General features: G+C 70.2%; 14 protein-coding genes and 1 pseudogene. 4 read left to right on the top strand and 11 right to left on the bottom strand.

Annotated elements, in window-relative coordinates:
* Positions 1-66: 66 nt before the first annotated feature.
* On the bottom strand, positions 67-384 hold the full coding sequence (locus ABD901_RS12040; protein WP_345124477.1) for a pterin dehydratase: 318 nt from the start codon (positions 382-384) through the stop codon (positions 67-69).
* 206 nt (positions 385-590) lie between these two features.
* Between ABD901_RS12040 and ABD901_RS12045 the strand changes: the two genes are divergently transcribed.
* Positions 591-989: a (deoxy)nucleoside triphosphate pyrophosphohydrolase gene (locus tag ABD901_RS12045; RefSeq protein WP_345124612.1), complete on the top strand. Its 399-nt coding sequence runs from the start codon at positions 591-593 to the stop codon at positions 987-989.
* A complete protein-coding gene (locus ABD901_RS12050) occupies positions 986-1,492 on the top strand; it encodes a DUF1990 domain-containing protein (protein WP_345124479.1) in 507 nt (168 codons plus the stop codon). Before ABD901_RS12045 ends, ABD901_RS12050 begins: the two co-directional genes overlap by 4 nt.
* 269 nt (positions 1,493-1,761) lie before the next feature.
* Here the strand turns inward: ABD901_RS12050 and ABD901_RS12055 are convergent.
* The 9 genes and pseudogenes from ABD901_RS12055 to ABD901_RS12095 form a co-directional block, all read right to left on the bottom strand.
* Positions 1,762-2,515, bottom strand: a pseudogene (locus ABD901_RS12055) (succinate dehydrogenase/fumarate reductase iron-sulfur subunit); the annotation flags it as partial.
* Positions 2,515-4,380, bottom strand: coding sequence for a fumarate reductase/succinate dehydrogenase flavoprotein subunit (locus tag ABD901_RS12060; protein WP_345124481.1), 1,866 nt, complete (start codon positions 4,378-4,380; stop codon positions 2,515-2,517). The pseudogene ABD901_RS12055 and the gene ABD901_RS12060, both read right to left, overlap by 1 nt.
* Before the next feature lie 9 nt (positions 4,381-4,389).
* Positions 4,390-5,211, bottom strand: coding sequence for a hypothetical protein (locus ABD901_RS12065; protein WP_345124483.1), 822 nt, complete (start codon positions 5,209-5,211; stop codon positions 4,390-4,392).
* 575 nt (positions 5,212-5,786) lie between these two features.
* Positions 5,787-7,154, bottom strand: a complete 1,368-nt coding sequence (locus ABD901_RS12070) for a TldD/PmbA family protein (RefSeq protein WP_380136924.1) — start codon at positions 7,152-7,154, stop codon at positions 5,787-5,789.
* Positions 7,155-7,162: 8 nt separating this feature from the next.
* Positions 7,163-8,599: a TldD/PmbA family protein gene (locus tag ABD901_RS12075; RefSeq protein WP_345124486.1), complete on the bottom strand. Its 1,437-nt coding sequence runs from the start codon at positions 8,597-8,599 to the stop codon at positions 7,163-7,165.
* A gap of 62 nt (positions 8,600-8,661) precedes the next feature.
* On the bottom strand, positions 8,662-8,946 hold the full coding sequence (locus ABD901_RS12080) for a 4a-hydroxytetrahydrobiopterin dehydratase (protein ID WP_345124487.1): 285 nt from the start codon (positions 8,944-8,946) through the stop codon (positions 8,662-8,664).
* A gap of 50 nt (positions 8,947-8,996) precedes the next feature.
* Entirely contained in the window at positions 8,997-10,043 is a 1,047-nt protein-coding gene (gene mycP, locus ABD901_RS12085; RefSeq protein ID WP_345124489.1) for a type VII secretion-associated serine protease mycosin, read from the bottom strand.
* A gap of 44 nt (positions 10,044-10,087) precedes the next feature.
* Positions 10,088-11,401: a hypothetical protein gene (locus tag ABD901_RS12090; protein WP_345124491.1), complete on the bottom strand. Its 1,314-nt coding sequence runs from the start codon at positions 11,399-11,401 to the stop codon at positions 10,088-10,090.
* Positions 11,398-11,823 (bottom strand): hypothetical protein, encoded by a 426-nt coding sequence (locus tag ABD901_RS12095; RefSeq protein ID WP_345124493.1) that lies wholly within the window; start codon positions 11,821-11,823, stop codon positions 11,398-11,400. The genes ABD901_RS12090 and ABD901_RS12095 overlap by 4 nt, the downstream gene beginning before the upstream one ends.
* Before the next feature lie 200 nt (positions 11,824-12,023).
* On the opposite strand from ABD901_RS12095, the gene ABD901_RS12100 reads away from it, so the two are divergent.
* The gene (locus ABD901_RS12100; protein ID WP_345124495.1) at positions 12,024-12,842 is read left to right on the top strand and encodes a hypothetical protein; all 819 of its coding nucleotides are present in this window, start codon (positions 12,024-12,026) and stop codon (positions 12,840-12,842) included.
* An 11-nt stretch (positions 12,843-12,853) separates the two neighbouring features.
* On the opposite strand, the gene ABD901_RS12105 is transcribed toward ABD901_RS12100, so the two are convergent.
* Complete coding sequence (locus tag ABD901_RS12105; RefSeq protein ID WP_345124497.1) at positions 12,854-14,950, bottom strand: S9 family peptidase; 2,097 nt, start codon at positions 14,948-14,950, stop codon at positions 12,854-12,856.
* Between the two features lie 130 nt (positions 14,951-15,080).
* On the opposite strand from ABD901_RS12105, the gene mshB reads away from it, so the two are divergent.
* Positions 15,081-16,040, top strand: a complete 960-nt coding sequence (mshB, locus tag ABD901_RS12110) for an N-acetyl-1-D-myo-inositol-2-amino-2-deoxy-alpha-D-glucopyranoside deacetylase (protein ID WP_345124499.1) — start codon at positions 15,081-15,083, stop codon at positions 16,038-16,040.
* The last annotated feature ends 420 nt before the right edge of the window (positions 16,041-16,460 follow it).

The following is a 16,460-nucleotide window of genomic DNA, read 5'->3' on the forward strand; positions in this document are numbered from 1 at the left end:
GCAGCGGTGTCTGGTGGGAACAACGGTCAGCTGGTGACGCGGACCCGAGCCATGAGGCTTTTGGTGTTATGCGGCGCCCGCGATGATGGTTTTGTACATGTCCTCGATGCGGGCGGCCAGCGTGACCTCGCCGGGGGAGAGTTCCGAGTCGGCCGTGCCCGGGACGCGCAGGCGGATCTGGGTGCGGCCGTCCAGGCGGCGGACGTCCGGGCGGACGCCGACGGCGTCCGCTACCACTTTCATTCGTTCGGTGAGTGCCGCATGCTGGGAATCGTCGAGATGCAACGTCCGGCGGATCTCGCCGCCGTCGAGTGTCCAGCCTTGCAGTAAGGCCAGCGCATCGCTGAGATAATCACGGTGATCGTCGCTCCACCGGGCCCGCATTTCGACCTACCCTCCCACGGCATCGTTGCCGGCTTGTGGCCGTTTCGAAGCCTGCCCGTCATCAACGGTGTCTGCAAGTCTGACTAGCAACCGGTGGATCTGTCCACGGCCACTTTTCCCGCGTCTGGTGAACAACAGGGCATAGCCCGCCACCGGAACTTCATTTGGATCTGGCACCCTGGTTGGCCGTGCAGACCGAACGGGTGATGCCAAGGATCATCGTGGGCGCCGCGATCATCTCCGGCGGACGTGTCCTGGCTTGTGAGCGTGCCGAGCCGCCCGAAATGGCCGGTAAATGGGAGTTTCCCGGGGGGAAGGTCGACCCGGGGGAGACCGAGGTGCAGGCGCTGGTGCGCGAGTGCCAGGAGGAACTCGGCGTCGACGTCGAGGTCGGGCAGCGGGTCGGCGACGACATCGCGATGCTGAACGGGACCGCTGTGCTGCGGGTGTACGTCGCCACGCTGATCAACGGCGCCCAGCCGGTCGCGCTGGAGCACAGTGACCTGCGCTGGCTGGCCGTCGGCGAGCTGTACAGCGTGCCGTGGCTGCCGGCCGACGCGCCGATCGTGCGCGCGCTGGAGCCGTTGCTACCTTCTACCGCGTGAACCTGACGTACAGCGAGGTCGGCGCCACCCGCGACGGGCCGCTGCCGCCCGGCTACCTGCACGTGACCCGGCGCGTGCGGGTCGGGGTCGGCGCCGAGGCGTTCCGCGTCGCCGCCGAGGCCCTGGCGGGCTGGCGGCCGCAGCGCGGCGCGGGGCTGCTGGTGCGCACGGAGGCCGACCGGCCGGCGGTCGGCGTCGAGTTCGCCTCCGGCATCGGGGTCGGGCTGCTGCGGCTGTGGGTGCCGTGCCGGATCGTGTGGGTCATCGACGAGCCCGGCCGCTACGGCTTCGGGTTCGGGACGCTGCCGGGGCACGTGGAGACCGGGGAGGAGGCGTTCCTGCTCTCCACCGACTTCTCCGACGACGCGGCCGGCGAGGTGTGGTTCGAGGTGCGGGCGTTCAGCCGCCCGGCGAAGTGGTGGGTCCGTCTCGGCGCGCCAGTGGCAAAGCTCGTCCAGGCGCGCGTCACCGACCGGTACGCGAAGGCCATGCAGGGCCTCTGACGAGCGTCAGAGGCCCTGTTGCAGTGCTCAGTGGCCGCTGCTGGTCGGCGGGTGGTTGTACCGCAGCTTCTCCGGCGGCAGCGGGAACTCCTGGTCGTCGCCGAACGGCGAGGCCGCGGCGGCGCGGTCCAGGTAGAGCTCGGCGACGGTCAGCTTGCCGTCCGTGCCGACGGCCGGCTCCTGCGGGACCGGGCCCTGCTGGCTCCAGTGCGCGCCGGTGTCCGCCGCGCCCGACGAATTCGAGGTGTGCGCCAGGGCCGGCTCGTCCAGCTGGTCACGGCGGAAGATCTTGCGTCCGAGCCAGGTCACGGGGTCGTACCTCCGATCGACAACGCGTTCCTTCATGGGAATGATCGCATTATCAGTGATCTTGATGTGCTCCGGGCACACTTCGGTGCAGCACTTGGTGATGTTGCAGTAGCCGAGGCCCTGCTCCGCCTGCGCGAGCTCCTTGCGGTCGTTGCGCGCGTCCAGCGGGTGCATGTCGAGCTCCGCGGCCCGGATGAAGAACCGCGGGCCGGAGAAGGCCTGCTTGTTCTCCTCGTGGTCGCGGACCACGTGACACACGTTCTGGCACAGGTAGCACTCGATGCACTTGCGGAACTCCTGCGAGCGCTCCACGTCGACCTGCTGCATCCGGTACTCGCCGGGCTCGACGTTCTTCGGCGGCGCGAAGGCCGGCAGCTCCCGGGCCTTCTGGTAGTTGAAGTTCACGTTCGTGACGAGGTCACGGATGACCGGGAACGTGCGCAGCGGCGTGACGGTGACGGTCTCGCTGTCGCCGAACGTCGACATGCGCGTCATGCAGCCCAGGCGCGGCTTGCCGTTGATCTCCATCGAGCAGGAGCCGCACTTGCCGGCCTTGCAGTTCCAGCGGACCGCGAGGTCGGGCGTCTGCGTGGCCTGCAGCCGATGGATGACGTCGAGCACGACCTCGCCCTCGTTGACCTCCACCTGGAAGTCCTCCAGCGAGCCGCCCGTGTCGTCGCCGCGCCAGACGCGGAAGTGGCGCTTGGTACCCATCACAGCTCCTCGTCGGTCATGTACTTGGCCAGCTCACTGCGCTCGAACAGGGACTGGAGCTCCGGGCGCATCACCGGCAGCGGCTGGTGCTCCAGGCGGACGTCCTCGCCCTCGAGCGAGCAGACCAGGTTGACGCGGCGCCAGTTCGGGTCCATCTTCGGGTGGTCCTCGCGGGTGTGGCCGCCGCGCGACTCCGTGCGCTCCAGGGCCGCCTTCGCGGTGCACTCCGACACGACGAGCATGTTGCGCAGGTCGAGGGCCAGGTGCCAGCCCGGGTTGTACCGCCGGCCGCCCGTGGCGCCCACCTTCTTGACCCGCTCCTTGAGCTCGGCCAGGCGCACGAGCGAGTCGCGCAGCTCGCCCTCGCGGCGGATGATGCCGACCAGCGTGCCCATGATGTCCTGCAGCTCATGGTGCAGCGTGTACGGGTTCTCGCCGCCCTCGCCGCGCTGCAGCGGGGCCAGCGCCGTCTCCACGGCCGCCTCGACCGCCGCCGCGCTCGGCTTGCGCCGCTTGGTCTCGGTCGCGTGCGCCGCCGCGTGCTCGCCCGCCCGCTTGCCGAACACCAGCAGGTCGGACAGCGAGTTGCCGCCGAGCCGGTTGGAGCCGTGCATGCCGCCGGACACCTCGCCGGCCGCGTACAGCCCGGTCACCGCGGCCGCCGCGGTGTCGGCGTCGACCTCGACGCCGCCCATCACGTAGTGGCAGGTCGGCCCGACCTCCATTGGCTGCTTCGTGATGTCGACGTCGGCCAGTTCCTTGAACTGGTGGTACATCGAGGGCAGCCGCTTAGTGATCTGCTCCGGCTTGAGCCGGGAGGCGATGTCGAGCAGCACGCCGCCGGCCTTGGTGCCGCGGCCGGCCTTGACCTCGCTGTTGATCGCCCGGGCCACCTCGTCACGCGGCAGCAGCTCCGGCGGGCGCCGGTTGTTGTCCGGGTCGGAGTACCAGCGGTCGGCCTCCTCCTCCGTCTCCGCGTACTGCTTGCGGAAGACGTCCGGCACGTAGTCGAACATGAACCGCTTGCCTTCGGTGTTCTTGAGTACGCCGCCGTCGCCGCGCACCGACTCGGTCACGAGGATGCCCTTGACCGAGGGCGGCCAGACCATGCCGGTCGGGTGGAACTGCAGGAACTCCATGTTGATCAGCGTCGCGCCGCTGCGCAGCGCCAGGGCGTGGCCGTCTCCGGTGTACTCCCACGAGTTCGACGTCACCTTGTAGGACTTGCCCACGCCGCCCGTGGCCAGCACGATCGCCGACGTCTCGAACAGCACGAACTCGCCCGACTCGCGGTAGTAGCCGAACGCGCCGGCCACCGCGCCGTCCTCGATGAACAGCTCGGTGATCGTGCACTCCTGGAAGACCCGGATCCGCGCCTCGTAGTCACCGTGCGCGGCGTAGTCCTCCTGCTGCAGCGAGACGATCTTCTGCTGCAGCGTGCGGATCAGCTCCAGGCCGGTCCGGTCGCCGACGTGCGCCAGCCGCGGGTACTCGTGGCCGCCGAAGTTGCGCTGGCTGATCTTGCCGTCTTTCGTACGGTCGAACAGCGCGCCGTAGGTCTCCAGCTCCCAGATGCGCTCCGGCGCCTCCTTGGCGTGCAGCTCGGCCATCCTGAAGTTGTTCAGGAACTTGCCGCCGCGCATCGTGTCGCGGAAGTGCACCTGCCAGTTGTCGTTCGCGTTGACGTTGCCCATCGCCGCGGCGGCGCCACCTTCGGCCATGACCGTGTGCGCCTTGCCGAACAGCGACTTGGAGATGATGGCGGTTTTCTTGCCCGCGAGCCGCGCCTCGATGGCGGCCCGCAGCCCGGCGCCGCCCGCGCCGATCACCACGACGTCGTAGGTGTGTCGCTCGATGTTCGTCATCGGGGGGTCCTAATTCCAGATTCGAAGGTCGGTGAACCAGCCCGCGGACACAGCCATGATGTACGCGTCGGTCAGGATCACGGTGAACAGCGACGTCATCGCGAACGTGCCGTGGCGGGTGTTGAGCTTGGAGATCAGCGTCCACAGCTGGTACCGCACCGGGTGCTTCGAGAAGTGCTTGAGCCGCCCGCCCATCACGTGCCGGCACGCGTGGCAGCTGGCGGTGTACCCGGCCAGCGCGATCACGTTGACCACGATGATCAGCGACCCGAGCCCGATGCCGAACCCGCCGTCGGCCCCCTTGAACGCGTGGAAGGCGTCCCAGACGTTGATCAACAGGATGATCGACGCCACGTAGAAGAAGTACCGGTGCGAGTTCATGAAGACCAGCGGGAAACGCGTCTCGCCGCTGTACTTCTTGTGCGGCTCCTGCACCGCGCACGCCTGCGGCGACAGCCACAGCGAGCGGTACCCGCTCTTGCGGTAGTAGTAGCACGTCACCCGGAACCCGGCCACGAACGGGAACGCCGCCAGCCCGAGCGGCAGCCACCGCGGAAACGCCCCGAACGGCGTCCCGAAGTGCGACGATCCCTCCTGACAGGAGTCACTCAGACACGGCGAGTACAGCGGCGTGAGGTAGCCGTGCTCCGGGACGAAGTACCACTTCGCCATGAAAATCCGGATCGTCGAATAGACGATGAAGAAGAGCAGAATCGCCGCGATGACCAACGGGGAAGTCCGCCACCCGTCCGTCCGCAATGTCTTGGCGCTGATCGCAGCGCGGCCCCCCGCGCCGGAAACTGACCGAGGCCTGATAGGCGTGGTCGTCATGGTGAGTACTCCCTGGACGGGCTGGTGAAGAGTTCTCCGATGTACCGATCTATGGTCGGTGCACACGTTACGCCCGATCCCGCAGCGTCGTGCGTTGGGAGTCTGGCGTGTGGCAGCCACTCGCCGAAAGGCCTTCCGGAAAATCGTCCACCGCGTGTGGAGAACTTCACTCCCGCCCCTGTGACCTCACCATTCCCGGGCGTAGTGGTGCTCTGGTAAGGGTGCCCTTGGTTGTTGTTGGCGCTTGGGGCCTTGTGAGCTGGTTGTGCTGGCCTTTTGTTAACGGCGGCGGTTATTGGTGGCACGGGCGCGTCTGCTCACTGACGCAGTGACCGCGCACCGTTGTTCGCGGACGTCATGACCGCGCCCAGCGCCGGGCGCCGCGGTGCGCGTACGGACGCCGTGACCGCGCCCCGCCCTCGGACGTCGCCTGTTATTCGCGGACGCCATGACCGCGACCCGCGCCGGGCCGAAAGCGGTGCGAACGGACGCCGCCTCCCTGGCCACCCACGAACCGATCCTCACGCAGAGGTTGGCGTGCGCCCCCGCCCCCCGCTCGTGCCCCTAAGAGCACCTCACCCCGAAGCACCCCCCGTGTAGTTCCAAGACGCCAACCGCACCGCCGGCGCCACAAACCCCGACTCCGCCCAAGGCCCCGGCTGCTCCACGGCCCGCGCCCCAATCCCGAGCACCGCCCCCGGCCCGAGCGCCTGCGCGTATGACTGCGTGAACCGGAAGTTCCGCACCGGCGTCGTGATCACCCCGTCCTCGATCAGCCAGACCCCGTTGCGTGTCAGCCCGGTGACCACCAGCGTCCGCGGGTCGAGCACCCGCGTGTAGTGGTTGTCCGTCACCAGCAGCCCGCGCTCGACCCCGGCGACCAGCGCCGCCACCGAGGAGTCCGCCGCGGGCCCGTCCACCTCCACCGACGCGCCCCCGTCCGTCGGCAGCAGCCGCAGGCTCGTCGGGATCGCCCCGAAGCTGGCGCCGCCCGCGAGCGCGTGCCCGGTCGACTCTGCGCCCTCCCCGGCCCGGGCCGCGGTGCGCCGGTCGTGCACCACCGCGCTCGACACGCCCCGGTCCACCAGCACCACCCGGCGCCGCGGCGTGCCTTCGGCGTCGAACGGGATCGCCGTCGCGTCCGGCAGCGCCGAGTCCTCCACCATCGTCACCGAGGGGTCGAACTGCGCCTCGCCCAGCTTCAGGAAGGACTGCCGGTCGAGCACCATCTTGGCGTTGAACCCGTACATCGCGAGCATCTGCAGCACGTCCGCCACCGCCGCCGGCTCGAGCACCACCTCGTAGCGCCCCGGCGGCAGCTCGACCGGATCGGCTCCGGCCCGGGCCTTGGCCGCCGCCCGCGCGCCGAGCACCGCGCCGTCGATGTCGGCGATCCGCACGGCCGCGAGCCGCCCCAGCCCGTCCGACGTGGCGGTCCGCGCGATGCCGTCCATTGCCGCACTCGTCCGCGCTGCGGCGAGATGCTGCCCGGCCGAGTTCGCGTACACCACCCGCGTCGAGGACGTCCGGCAGTACCCGGCGGTGTCCAGCCCTTCGGCCTGCTGCACGAACGCCCGCACCCGGCCCGCCCGCTCGTCCGGCGACGCCGCCGCGGTCTCCTCGTCGACGTTGCCGTTGAACGCGAGCGGCGCCGGCGGCGCGAGCCCCGGCCACGTCGGGTCGGCCGGCGCCAGCCGCATCGCCTCGACGGTGCGCCGGACCATCTCGTCGAGCCCGTCGAGCACTGTGGTCGTCGTGGCGGCCGTGCGCCCGTCGGCGTGCAGCCGCAGCCGCACCGACGTCGTTTCGTCGGCGACGTTCTGGTGGATGTAGGAGTTGGCGAACCGGGTCAGCGACAGCGCGTGCCGCTCCACCGCCACCTCGGCCTCGATCCCGGCTCCGACCAGCTCGAGGACGCGCTGCGCCAGGTCGGTCTCAGTCATCGCCGTGCTCATCCCCGGACCCCCACGCGGACGTTCTGGAAACGGGCCGCCGCGGCCGGGTGGCCGGTGTGCCCGATCTGGCCGGGCTGGCCCTTGCCGCAGTTCGGCGTGCCCCACGACACCATCTCCGAGCCGAGCATGTCCATCGAGCCCCAGAACCGGGGGCCGATCCCCGTATATGTCGGGTTGCGCAGCATCCGCCCGAGCTTGCCGTTCTTGATCTCCCAGCCGATCTCGCAGCCGAACTGGAAGTTGAGCCGCTTGTCGTCGATCGACCAGGACCGGTTCATGTCCATCAGCACGCCGTCGTCGGTCGCCGCGATCATCTCGTCCAGCGTGTGCGGGCCCGGCAGGAGCCCGACGTTGGTCATGCGCACCATCGGCAGCCGGGCCCATCCGTCGGAGCGCACGCTGCCCGCGTAGTCCAGCCCCGCCACCGCCGCCGAGTCCCGCCCGGCGAGCGCACCCACCCAGATCCCGTCCCGCACCGCGAACCGCTGACGCGCCGGGGTGCCCTCGTCGTCGTACCCGAACGACCCCAGCGCCCCTGGGATCGTCGGATCGATCGTGATGTTCATCAGCTCCGACCCGTAGCGGAGCTGGTTGAGCTTGGCGAGGTCGAGCCATGAGGTCCCGGCGAACGCCGCCTCCCAGCCGAGGATCCGGTCCAGCTCGATCGCGTGCCCCACCGACTCGTGGATCTGCAGCGCCATCTGCTCGCTGCCCAGGATCAGCGTCGTCTCACCCGCCGGGCACTGCGGCGCCGACAGCAGCGCGCGCGCCTCCTCGGCGATCCGTGTGGCGTGCGAGGGGATGTCCAGCTCGTCGACGAGCTCCCAGCCGCGTGTGCCGTATTGCCCGCGATAGGACGGATAGGACCGCCGCTGTGTCTCACCGTCGCCGATGACGGTCGCCGAGATGCCCGCCCCCGACTCCCGGATGTGCTGGTCGATGCGGTGTCCCTGCGACGACACGAACCATTTCCGCGTGTCCCAGATCTGATACAGCCCCTCGGCGATGTCCGCGCCCGCCTTGTGCGCCTCGGCGGTCGCACCCGTGAGCAGGTCGCCCTTCACCGACAGCGCCACCCCGAGCGGGTCCACCTCGCAAGCGCTCGCCCACGAGTCGACCCTGGCCTCGATGTCGACCAGGTCGAGCGCCGGTCCCGGCACCGTCGCCGATGCCCGCGCGATCGCCGTCGCCCGCTCGCCGGCCCGCCGCGCCGCATCGCCGCCCAGGTCCGGTACCGCAAAAAATCCCCAGCTGGATCCCACCAGCGCCCGCACGCCCACCCCGGCGTCCTCATCCTGGCTGAGATCCTCGATCTCACCGTTGCGCGCCGTCATCGACTCGGTCCGGCGGTGCATCACACGGGCGTCGGCATACCGCGCCCCGGCCGCGAGAGCCGCCTCCACCGCTGCGGTTGCCACGTCGAATTGGGTCATGCTTGGACAGTACCGAGGGGGTACGACAGTTTTTGCCTACTCGACCCTACGTCGATGCCCGGCTACCCGATCAACTCGTTGATCTGACCCGCGAGCGCCATGTCCTTCTCCGTCACCCCACCCGCCGAGTGTGTCGACAGCCGGAAGGTGACCGTCCGCCACCGAATGTCGATGTCGGGGTGGTGGTCGGCCTGCTCGGCGACGTGCGCAACCTCCGCCACGAGCCGGATCCCGTCCAGGAACGAGGCCGCGGTCACCGACCGCTCGATCCCCTCCGCGTCGCCGGACCAGCCCGGGAGCTTCGCCAGCGCGGCGGTAACTTCGTCGTTGCCGAGCACATCAGCCATGGCTCAGAACCTACTCTGACCCCGGACGTCCCGACCCCCGGCGCGACGATTCACCCTCGGCGCCGCCGGCTGCGGATGATCGTCTGCAGTACCGAAATGAACACCATGACCACGGCGGCGGCGCTGATCGCCGCGATCGCCGCGACCTGCCGCCCACCTCCGGAGGAGGTTTCAGGGGACGTCGAGGGCTGCGGTGACGTGGTGGAAGGCGCCGGCGGGACCTCGGCGGTCAGTGCCTTGAGGGGATCGACGACTCCGTAGCCGTATACCGGGTCGCGCCCGGGCTCGCCCTTGTCCTGGGCCGTGTAGGTGAGGCGGCGGACCACTTCGGGCCCGCTGAGTTGCGGGTATTTGGCGCGGACGAGCGCTACGGCGCCGGCGACGATGGCGGTTGCGTTGCTGGTGCCGCTGGAGGTCATGTACCGGCTGTCGAGGCCGATGGAGACGATGTCGACGGCCGGGGCCGACAGCACGGTCTCCGGGCCGGCGGCCGAGATCGATGCGTGGTTGCCCTGGCGGTCGACGCCGGCGACCGCCAGCACGCCGGGGAGCTTTGCTGGGAACGCGACCGTGGTGGTGTCGGTGGTGTTGCCGACCGCGGCCACGACGACGACGTCCTTCGCCAGTGCGCGTTCGATCGCGGTCTTCGTCGTGGGCTCCTCGGAGCTGCCGGCGGAGATGGAGATGACCTTGGCGCCATGGTCGACCGCCCAGTCGATGCCCGGGCCCAGGTACGCCGGGTCGGCCATGAGCGCACCGAGCTGGACCCGGATCGGCATGATCGTCGCCTTGGGCGCGATGCCCAGCGCGCCATCGTTGCCGCCCTTGCCGCGGGCGGCGATGAGCGATGCCATCGACGTGCCGTGGCCGTTCACATCCTGCCGGCCGTCGCCCGTCTCTCCGCCTCCGTTGGTCAGGCCGGGCACAACCGCAGCCTGCAGCTCGGGCGAACGTGGATCGACGCCGGAGTCGGTAACGGCGACGACCACGCCGTTACCCTGACTGATCTGCTGTGCTGCGGCGATGTTCAGAAACTGCAAATGCCACTGCCGGTCGCGGACCGAGTCGGCTCGCGCGACGGTCGGCAGTCCCACCACGATTACTACCGCGGTCGCGACCGACGCGGCTGCCCGGCGCAGGATCACCGATCGACGCCGATCACGCCGGGGCCGGCGTCGTGTTCCCCTGGTGCCTGGGGCGCCTCGAGTACCGGCGGTACGCCCTGACGCACCTCCCAGGGATTGTCGGGATCGCTGGTCTCCCGCCCGCGGTGCGAGTCCGTGTACCGCTCGTAAGACCGATCGCGCCATACACCGGCCCGGGTATGCGCGTCGGCTGCCTCGGCATGATCTCCGCCGATCACTCCCCGGGTCGTTCGGTAGCGAGTGCGGCCCGGCTGAGGCCGATGCGAATCTCCGCCGACCGGCATGGCTCCACGCTGGCCCGTCGGGCTACCTCGACCGCCGATAACGCCGTCGACGGGAGAGAACGCACGCGCGGCCGGACGCCCGGTCGCGCCTTCCTCGCCGATGACGCCGCCAGGACGCATCACCGCCTGCCCGACGCCGATATTCGTGAGCCATCGCGCCGAAGTCGGTGGGGCGGTGCTCACCGGCGGTGGCGTGACGCCGATGCCAGACGGTGGTCCCGCGTTTGGAGCCGGCGATCCGACCGTCAACGGAGGTGAGGTCGGGTCACCGGTGAGTATCGGCCCCTCGTCGTTTGGCGGACTGGCGGCCGGGCCGGCGATTTCGCCGATCGGGACGGTAGGTGCAGGCGGGTTGAACACCGGAGCTGACGCAAAGGTCTGACTGCGTGTGGCGCCGCCAGTTGATTCTGCTGGCTGGCCACCGTCAACCGGGTCGTACACATTGCCCTGGGAGTATCGGCTCCACACCGGAATCGGCTGAAACGCCGCGGCGGCCTCGCTGATGTTCGTGTCGGCCCTGCTCATCGCGGCTCGGGCACGCTCGTCCAGGCCGTCCTGGTGCTGCTTCATAGCCAGCGAGTCGAGCCCAGCCAATGGAACGACGGGCGTCGCCGGATTCAGGGAGTCGGGCAGAAATGGCATGGCGCGTTTGTTGAACTCGCGCGTCGCCGCAGCCTTGTCGTGGTACTGCCCGGCCAGTGTTTGCAGCTCTTTGCGTGCGTCGCCGATCGCATCGGTGATCGCTTGGAGCGTGTTGAGCGTTGACGCGGCGCGAGCGGAAGCGGCGTCGATGATGGCGATCATGTCCGTGAGCGTGCCGACGAGTGCCTGGGCGGCCTCGCTCCGTCGCGGATTCCAGCTGGTTGTCAACTCGTGCACGAGTTCGGTCAGCCGTTGCCTCTGCCACGCCAGCAGGTCGCGCTTGTCCTGCCATGCCTTCAAGTGCCCCGATGTGGCTTCCTCCGAGTCCGCCTCGACCATCCGGAGCAGATCGGGTAGCCGCCATCGGTCGTATGGCCCGCTCATTGCCGGTCTCCTCGATGCAGATCGGACAGGGCGCCGTCGTGCTCGACCCGAGCGGCCTCGGCCTCCGCATTGGTCGTCTTTGTCGCGGCACTGCCGATGATCTGCGCCATCATCGCGGCGGAGACATCGTCGCCGGCCCGATAAGCGGCGACGGCGTCCTGCGTGGCCTTGATGATGGTGTTCGTGTTGTGCACCAGCGTGTCGAGGAATGCAACAGCGTCCCGCATCTGGCCGTAGTATTTGGTGGCCGCGGCCTGGACCGTCGGGCTGCCGCTGCGGTGACCGAAGACCGGGTAGGACATCATCGCCTGCCTGATGCGTTCGGTGGCCGGCGCAATGGTTTTGTCGACATTGGCCTGGAGCTGAGCATTGAACTCGGCGACTCCGGCAGTGTCGATCTTGAATCCGTCTCCGCCCGCCACGGTGCCTCCCGTTCGCCGTTGCGCATCGACGCAGTCACGGTAGCCGATGGCGGCATGCCGTGGCAGGTCGGCTCTGGGCCGCACGTACTGCGTTCTGAGAAGATGGACGCTGCGGATGTGGGTGGCGAATCGCCCAGCGAGCAGGCGGGAAGGGCGGCATGTCGATACCTGGGGTCACGCGGGAACTGCTTGTGCGCTGTGTGGACACGTGGGCGCCCGGGAATCTGCACACTGCGCACGGAGCGACATTTCTCTACTGCTCGCGGCGCGGGGTCGATCACGAGGGCGCGGTGGGGGCGGTTCGGGCGTTTGCGGAGTTCGGGGATCGGCTGCGGGGGCGGCTCACGCTGTTGTTCGTGGCGCCTGGGGTCGAGGCGTTGCGGGCGGCGGTGGAGAACGTTCAGCGGGAAATGGGTACACCCGCGGAAATGGCGGTTCACCTCGTGCCCGGAGGCGATATCAAAGCCGTGCTGAAAGCGGCGGGGGCCGCCAGTGGGCCGCTGCTCGCAGTTGTCGACGAAACGGTTGAGAAGAGCTTTTCCGCGGCGACGGTACTCCTCACCGCCCCCGCCGGGACCTGGTCCGCGCAGCGCTCGGAACTGCGCGAAGCGGGGCTGGAGCTGACGGCCGGCGTCGAGTTGGTCGAAGGGAATGCGGAACTGCTCGTGGGGTTTGGCACGCGGTCGGGCAAGAGTCTCGAGGCGTTCAAGACCGAGCTTTGGGCGCTCGACGAGTACGCGGGCGTGCGCTACCGCGACCCGCAGGACCCCGAAGGGCACCTCATGGACATCTCGCTCGAGCCGAACCCGGGCGCACTGCGGCGCGAGATTCTGCTGCGGCTGCGCGACGGCGGGATGACGGTCACGGAGCTCAAGCGGTTCGCGCTGACCGACACGGTGTACCGCGCGATCGATGCCCAGAAGGTCGTCGCCGCGCTGCTGCATGCGGGCGCGGTCACGCGTTCCCCCGAAGGCGGGCGGCTCGGGGGAGACGTCGTGATCAGCCTGGCGGCTCGATAGGGAAGCGCTGCTCAGCCAAGCGACCTCCGGATGAAGTCGAGCTCGATGCGCAGCAGGCGCTCGGCGAGGCCGCCCGCCGCCATGTGCGTGGCGCCGGTGAGCGGGATCATCGAGTGCGGGCGGCCGGAGGCGAGCAGGGCGGCCGACAGGCGCAGGGTGTGCGCGGCGACCACGTTGTCGTCGACCATGCCGTGCACGAGCAGCATCGGGCGGGCGTCGTCGGGGCGCACTGGCGGCTCGGCGGCGAGCTCCAGCAGCGAGTTGTGCGCGTACACGTCCGGGGCGTCGGCGGGCAGGCCGAGATACCGCTCCGTGTAGGCGGTGTCGTAGAGGCTCCAGTCGGTCACGGGGGCACCGACGACCGCGCAGTGGTACACGTCCGGGCGCCGCAGCACGCCCAGCGCCGACAGCCAGCCGCCGAAGGACCAGCCGCGGATCGCGACGCGCCCGAGGTCGAGGTCGGGGTGCTTGTCGGCGAGGGCCTCCAGCGCGTCCGCCTGGTCGGTGAGGATCACGTCGGAGAAGCGGCGGTGGATGGCCTTGTCGTAGCTGGGCGCCACGCCGGGGGTTCCACGGTTGTCGATGGTCACGACGGCGAATCCCTGGTCGGCCCACCACTGCTTCTCCAGCCAGCGGGAGCGAACGGCCATGACCTCCTGGTGGCCGGGGCCGCCGTAGATCGCTACGAGCACGGGTAGCTTGCGGCCGGCGACGTGGCTGCGCGGATAGAGCACCCCGGCCGGAATCCGCCGGTCGGTGACCCGTTCGAGCGCGGGCCTCGGCGCATAGGGCGCCTGCGCGGCGAGCGACGGGATCTCTCCGACCGTTTCGCCGTTATGGATGATGGTGTACGTCCACCCGCTGCTCTCCAGGGTCTGCGAGCCGATGACCACTGTCCGGCCGGCCGCCTGGGCCTGGTGCCAGCCCGGCTCGCTCGTCAGCTTCGTCGCGCGCGGGCTGGACTGTGTGACCGGGACGTGGAAGATGTGCTGCTCGCTGGGCTCCCCGTCGCTGGCTTCGACGATCAGGTCGCCGTCGAGGCGGCCGGCCACCCTCCTGACGTACAAGCTGGGGGGTGTGATGAGGCTGCCGTCGGCGAACAGGCAGCGCGCGTCGTAGCCGTCGTGCGCGAGCTCGCCACCGACCAGCACCCGGCCGTCGGCGAGGTGAGCCGGCGTGCCCGGCACCGGCTCGACCCAGCGCGGGTCGGCGAGCTCCGCGTGGACCTGCGTCTCGCCGGTGCGCGGGTCGACCGCGATCACGAGGCCGTGCTGCTGCAGGCGGCGCAGCACCGCGAGCAGCGGGCCGCCCTGCTCGGACCAGCTCGCGGCGACCAGGTACGGATAGGTCTCCCGGTCCCAGTGCACGTCGACCCAGCCGCCGTCGAGGTCCAGCACGTGCAGCGTGACCTTGGCGTTGGTGGCCCCGGCGTGCGGGTAGGCGATCGTGGTCGGCGGCTGCTCCGGCAACGAGGGGTCGTGCAGGTGCCAACGGGGCACGCGCGACTCGTCCACGCGGGCCGTGAGGACGCTGCGGCCGTCGGGCGACCACCAGTACCCCCGGAAGCGGTGGAACTCCTCGGCGCCGATGAACTCGGCGAGGCCCCAGGTCACCCCCTCCTCGCCGGCGAGGACGCTGTCGTGGCCGTTCTCGTCGATGATGCGCAGCGCGCCGCCGGTGACGTAGGCGATGCGGCGCCCGGTCGGGTCGAGCCGCGGGTCGACCACCGGGCCGGCGGTGTCGAGCTCGTCGACGTCGCCGGTGAGCAGGTCGGCGCGGAAGAGCCGCCCGCCGAGCGCGAAGACGGCGAGCACGCCGGCCCCGTCGAGGGCGAACGAGCCGATGCCGCCGGCCGAGAGCCGCAGCCGCTCACGCAGTGCCCGCTCGGCAGGCGGCAGGTCGGGCTGGTCGCGCAGCAGCGTCGCGGGGTCGGCCAGGCAGCGCTCGGTGCGTGCGGCGACGTCGAAGACCCACAGCGCGTCGCTCGGGTCCTCGGGGCCCGATGAGCGCAGGAAGATCACCCGCGCGCCGTCCGAGCTCACCGTGACTGCGCGGGGCGCGCCGCAGGAGAAACGACGGGTTCGTGCGGCCAACTCCGGATAGTCCACCCCGGAATGTTGACTCGTGCCCGCCGGATTGTCATGTGATTGCCAACCCACGTCACTCTGGGTGTCTGTCCGATTACACAGAACGTGGCGGTTGAAAGAACTGTCGGTGGTACGCCGTAGAGTTGCCCACGTGAGCGCACGGAGCATCCTGTTCGTCCATGCACACCCCGACGACGAGTCGATGGGGACCGGAGCCACGATGGCCCGCTACGCGGCCGACGGCGCCCAGGTCACCCTGGTCACCTGCACGCTGGGTGAGGAGGGTGAGATCCACGTGCCGGCGCTGGCCGGGATCGCCGCCGCGGCGGGCGACCAGCTCGGTGGGTATCGCATCGCCGAGCTCGAGCGCGCCTGCCGCCACCTGGGGGTGAGCGACCACCGCTTCCTCGGCGGCGCGGGTCGCTACCGGGACTCCGGCATGATGGATACCCCAGCCAACAAGCACCCGCGCGCCTTCTGGGGCGCCGACCTCGACGCCGCCGCGCGCGAGCTGCTCGAGGTGATCCGCGAGACGCGCCCGCAGGTGGCCGTCACCTACGACCCCAACGGCTTCTACGGCCACCCCGACCACATCCAGGCGCACCGCGTGCTGACCCGCGCCGTCGAGCTCGCCGACGCGGAGGGGATCGCACCCCGGAAGGTGTACTGGACGGCGGTGCCCCGCAGCGTGCTGGAAGCCGGCATGCGCGAGTTCCGCGGCTCCTCCGACAACCCGTTCGCGGACATCGAGAAGCCCGAGGACCTGCCCTTCGGCACCGCGGACGCGGACATCGCCGCGCGGGTGGACGCCCATGAGTACGCGGAGGAGAAGACCGCCGCCCTGAAGGCGCACGCTACGCAGATCCCGCCGTCGTCCTGGCTGTTCTCGATCGCGGGCAACTTCGGCGCCGAGTTCATGGGCGTCGAGTACTACCAGCTGGCGCGCGGCGCGAAGGGACCCGGCGTGGGCCCGCACGGCTGGGAAGAGGACCTCTTCGCCGGCCTCGACGTGGACGCGCCCCGCCCGCCCGAGCCGCGCAAGGTCCCGGTGGCGGTGCTGGAGACGACGGCGCTGGGCGGCGGCCCAGCCCAGGAACTCGGGTCATCGTGACCACGAAGCGCAAGGGCTCTTCGCGCCCCGGCTCGCGCCCGGCGGCGACCCGCGTTGGCCCGGGTTCCGCGGCCGCCCCGGCCGGTGCGCCCGCCCCGAGCGATCCGCGCCCCGCGGCCGATCCGTCTTCGGCTGCCGATCTGCTCCCCACGAGCGATCCGCGCCCGGCGAGCGATCCGCGCCCGGCAAGTGATCCGCGCCGCGCAAATGATCCGCGCCCGGCGAGTGATCCGCGGCCCGCGAGTGATCCGCGCCCGGCGAGTGGTACGCGCTCGGCGAGCGGCCCGGCTCGCGAGGTCGGCCCAACGTCGGCGGGCGGCCGTCCGGCTTCCGTGGCCGGCGCGGATTTCGGGGGCGGCGGCTCGGCGGCGCCGGGTGGTTCGAGGCCTCTGCGCGGCCCACGAGCATCGAACGGCTCGG

Origin of the sequence: Dactylosporangium darangshiense (genome assembly GCF_039537565.1) — a bacterium.
Classification (GTDB): domain Bacteria; phylum Actinomycetota; class Actinomycetes; order Mycobacteriales; family Micromonosporaceae; genus Dactylosporangium; species Dactylosporangium darangshiense.

Bases quoted from the DNA above. Each gene is read 5' to 3' on its own strand.
- ABD901_RS12040 (WP_345124477.1), bottom strand. From the start codon at position 384: ATGCGGGCCCGGTGGAGCGACGATCACCGTGATTATCTCAGCGATGCG.
- ABD901_RS12045 (WP_345124612.1), top strand. From the start codon at position 591: ATGCCAAGGATCATCGTGGGCGCCGCGATCATCTCCGGCGGACGTGTC.
- ABD901_RS12060 (WP_345124481.1), bottom strand. From the start codon at position 4,380: ATGACGAACATCGAGCGACACACCTACGACGTCGTGGTGATCGGCGCG.
- ABD901_RS12065 (WP_345124483.1), bottom strand. From the start codon at position 5,211: ATGACGACCACGCCTATCAGGCCTCGGTCAGTTTCCGGCGCGGGGGGC.
- ABD901_RS12070 (WP_380136924.1), bottom strand. From the start codon at position 7,154: ATGACTGAGACCGACCTGGCGCAGCGCGTCCTCGAGCTGGTCGGAGCC.
- ABD901_RS12075 (WP_345124486.1), bottom strand. From the start codon at position 8,599: ATGACCCAATTCGACGTGGCAACCGCAGCGGTGGAGGCGGCTCTCGCG.
- ABD901_RS12080 (WP_345124487.1), bottom strand. From the start codon at position 8,946: ATGGCTGATGTGCTCGGCAACGACGAAGTTACCGCCGCGCTGGCGAAG.
- ABD901_RS12090 (WP_345124491.1), bottom strand. From the start codon at position 11,401: ATGAGCGGGCCATACGACCGATGGCGGCTACCCGATCTGCTCCGGATG.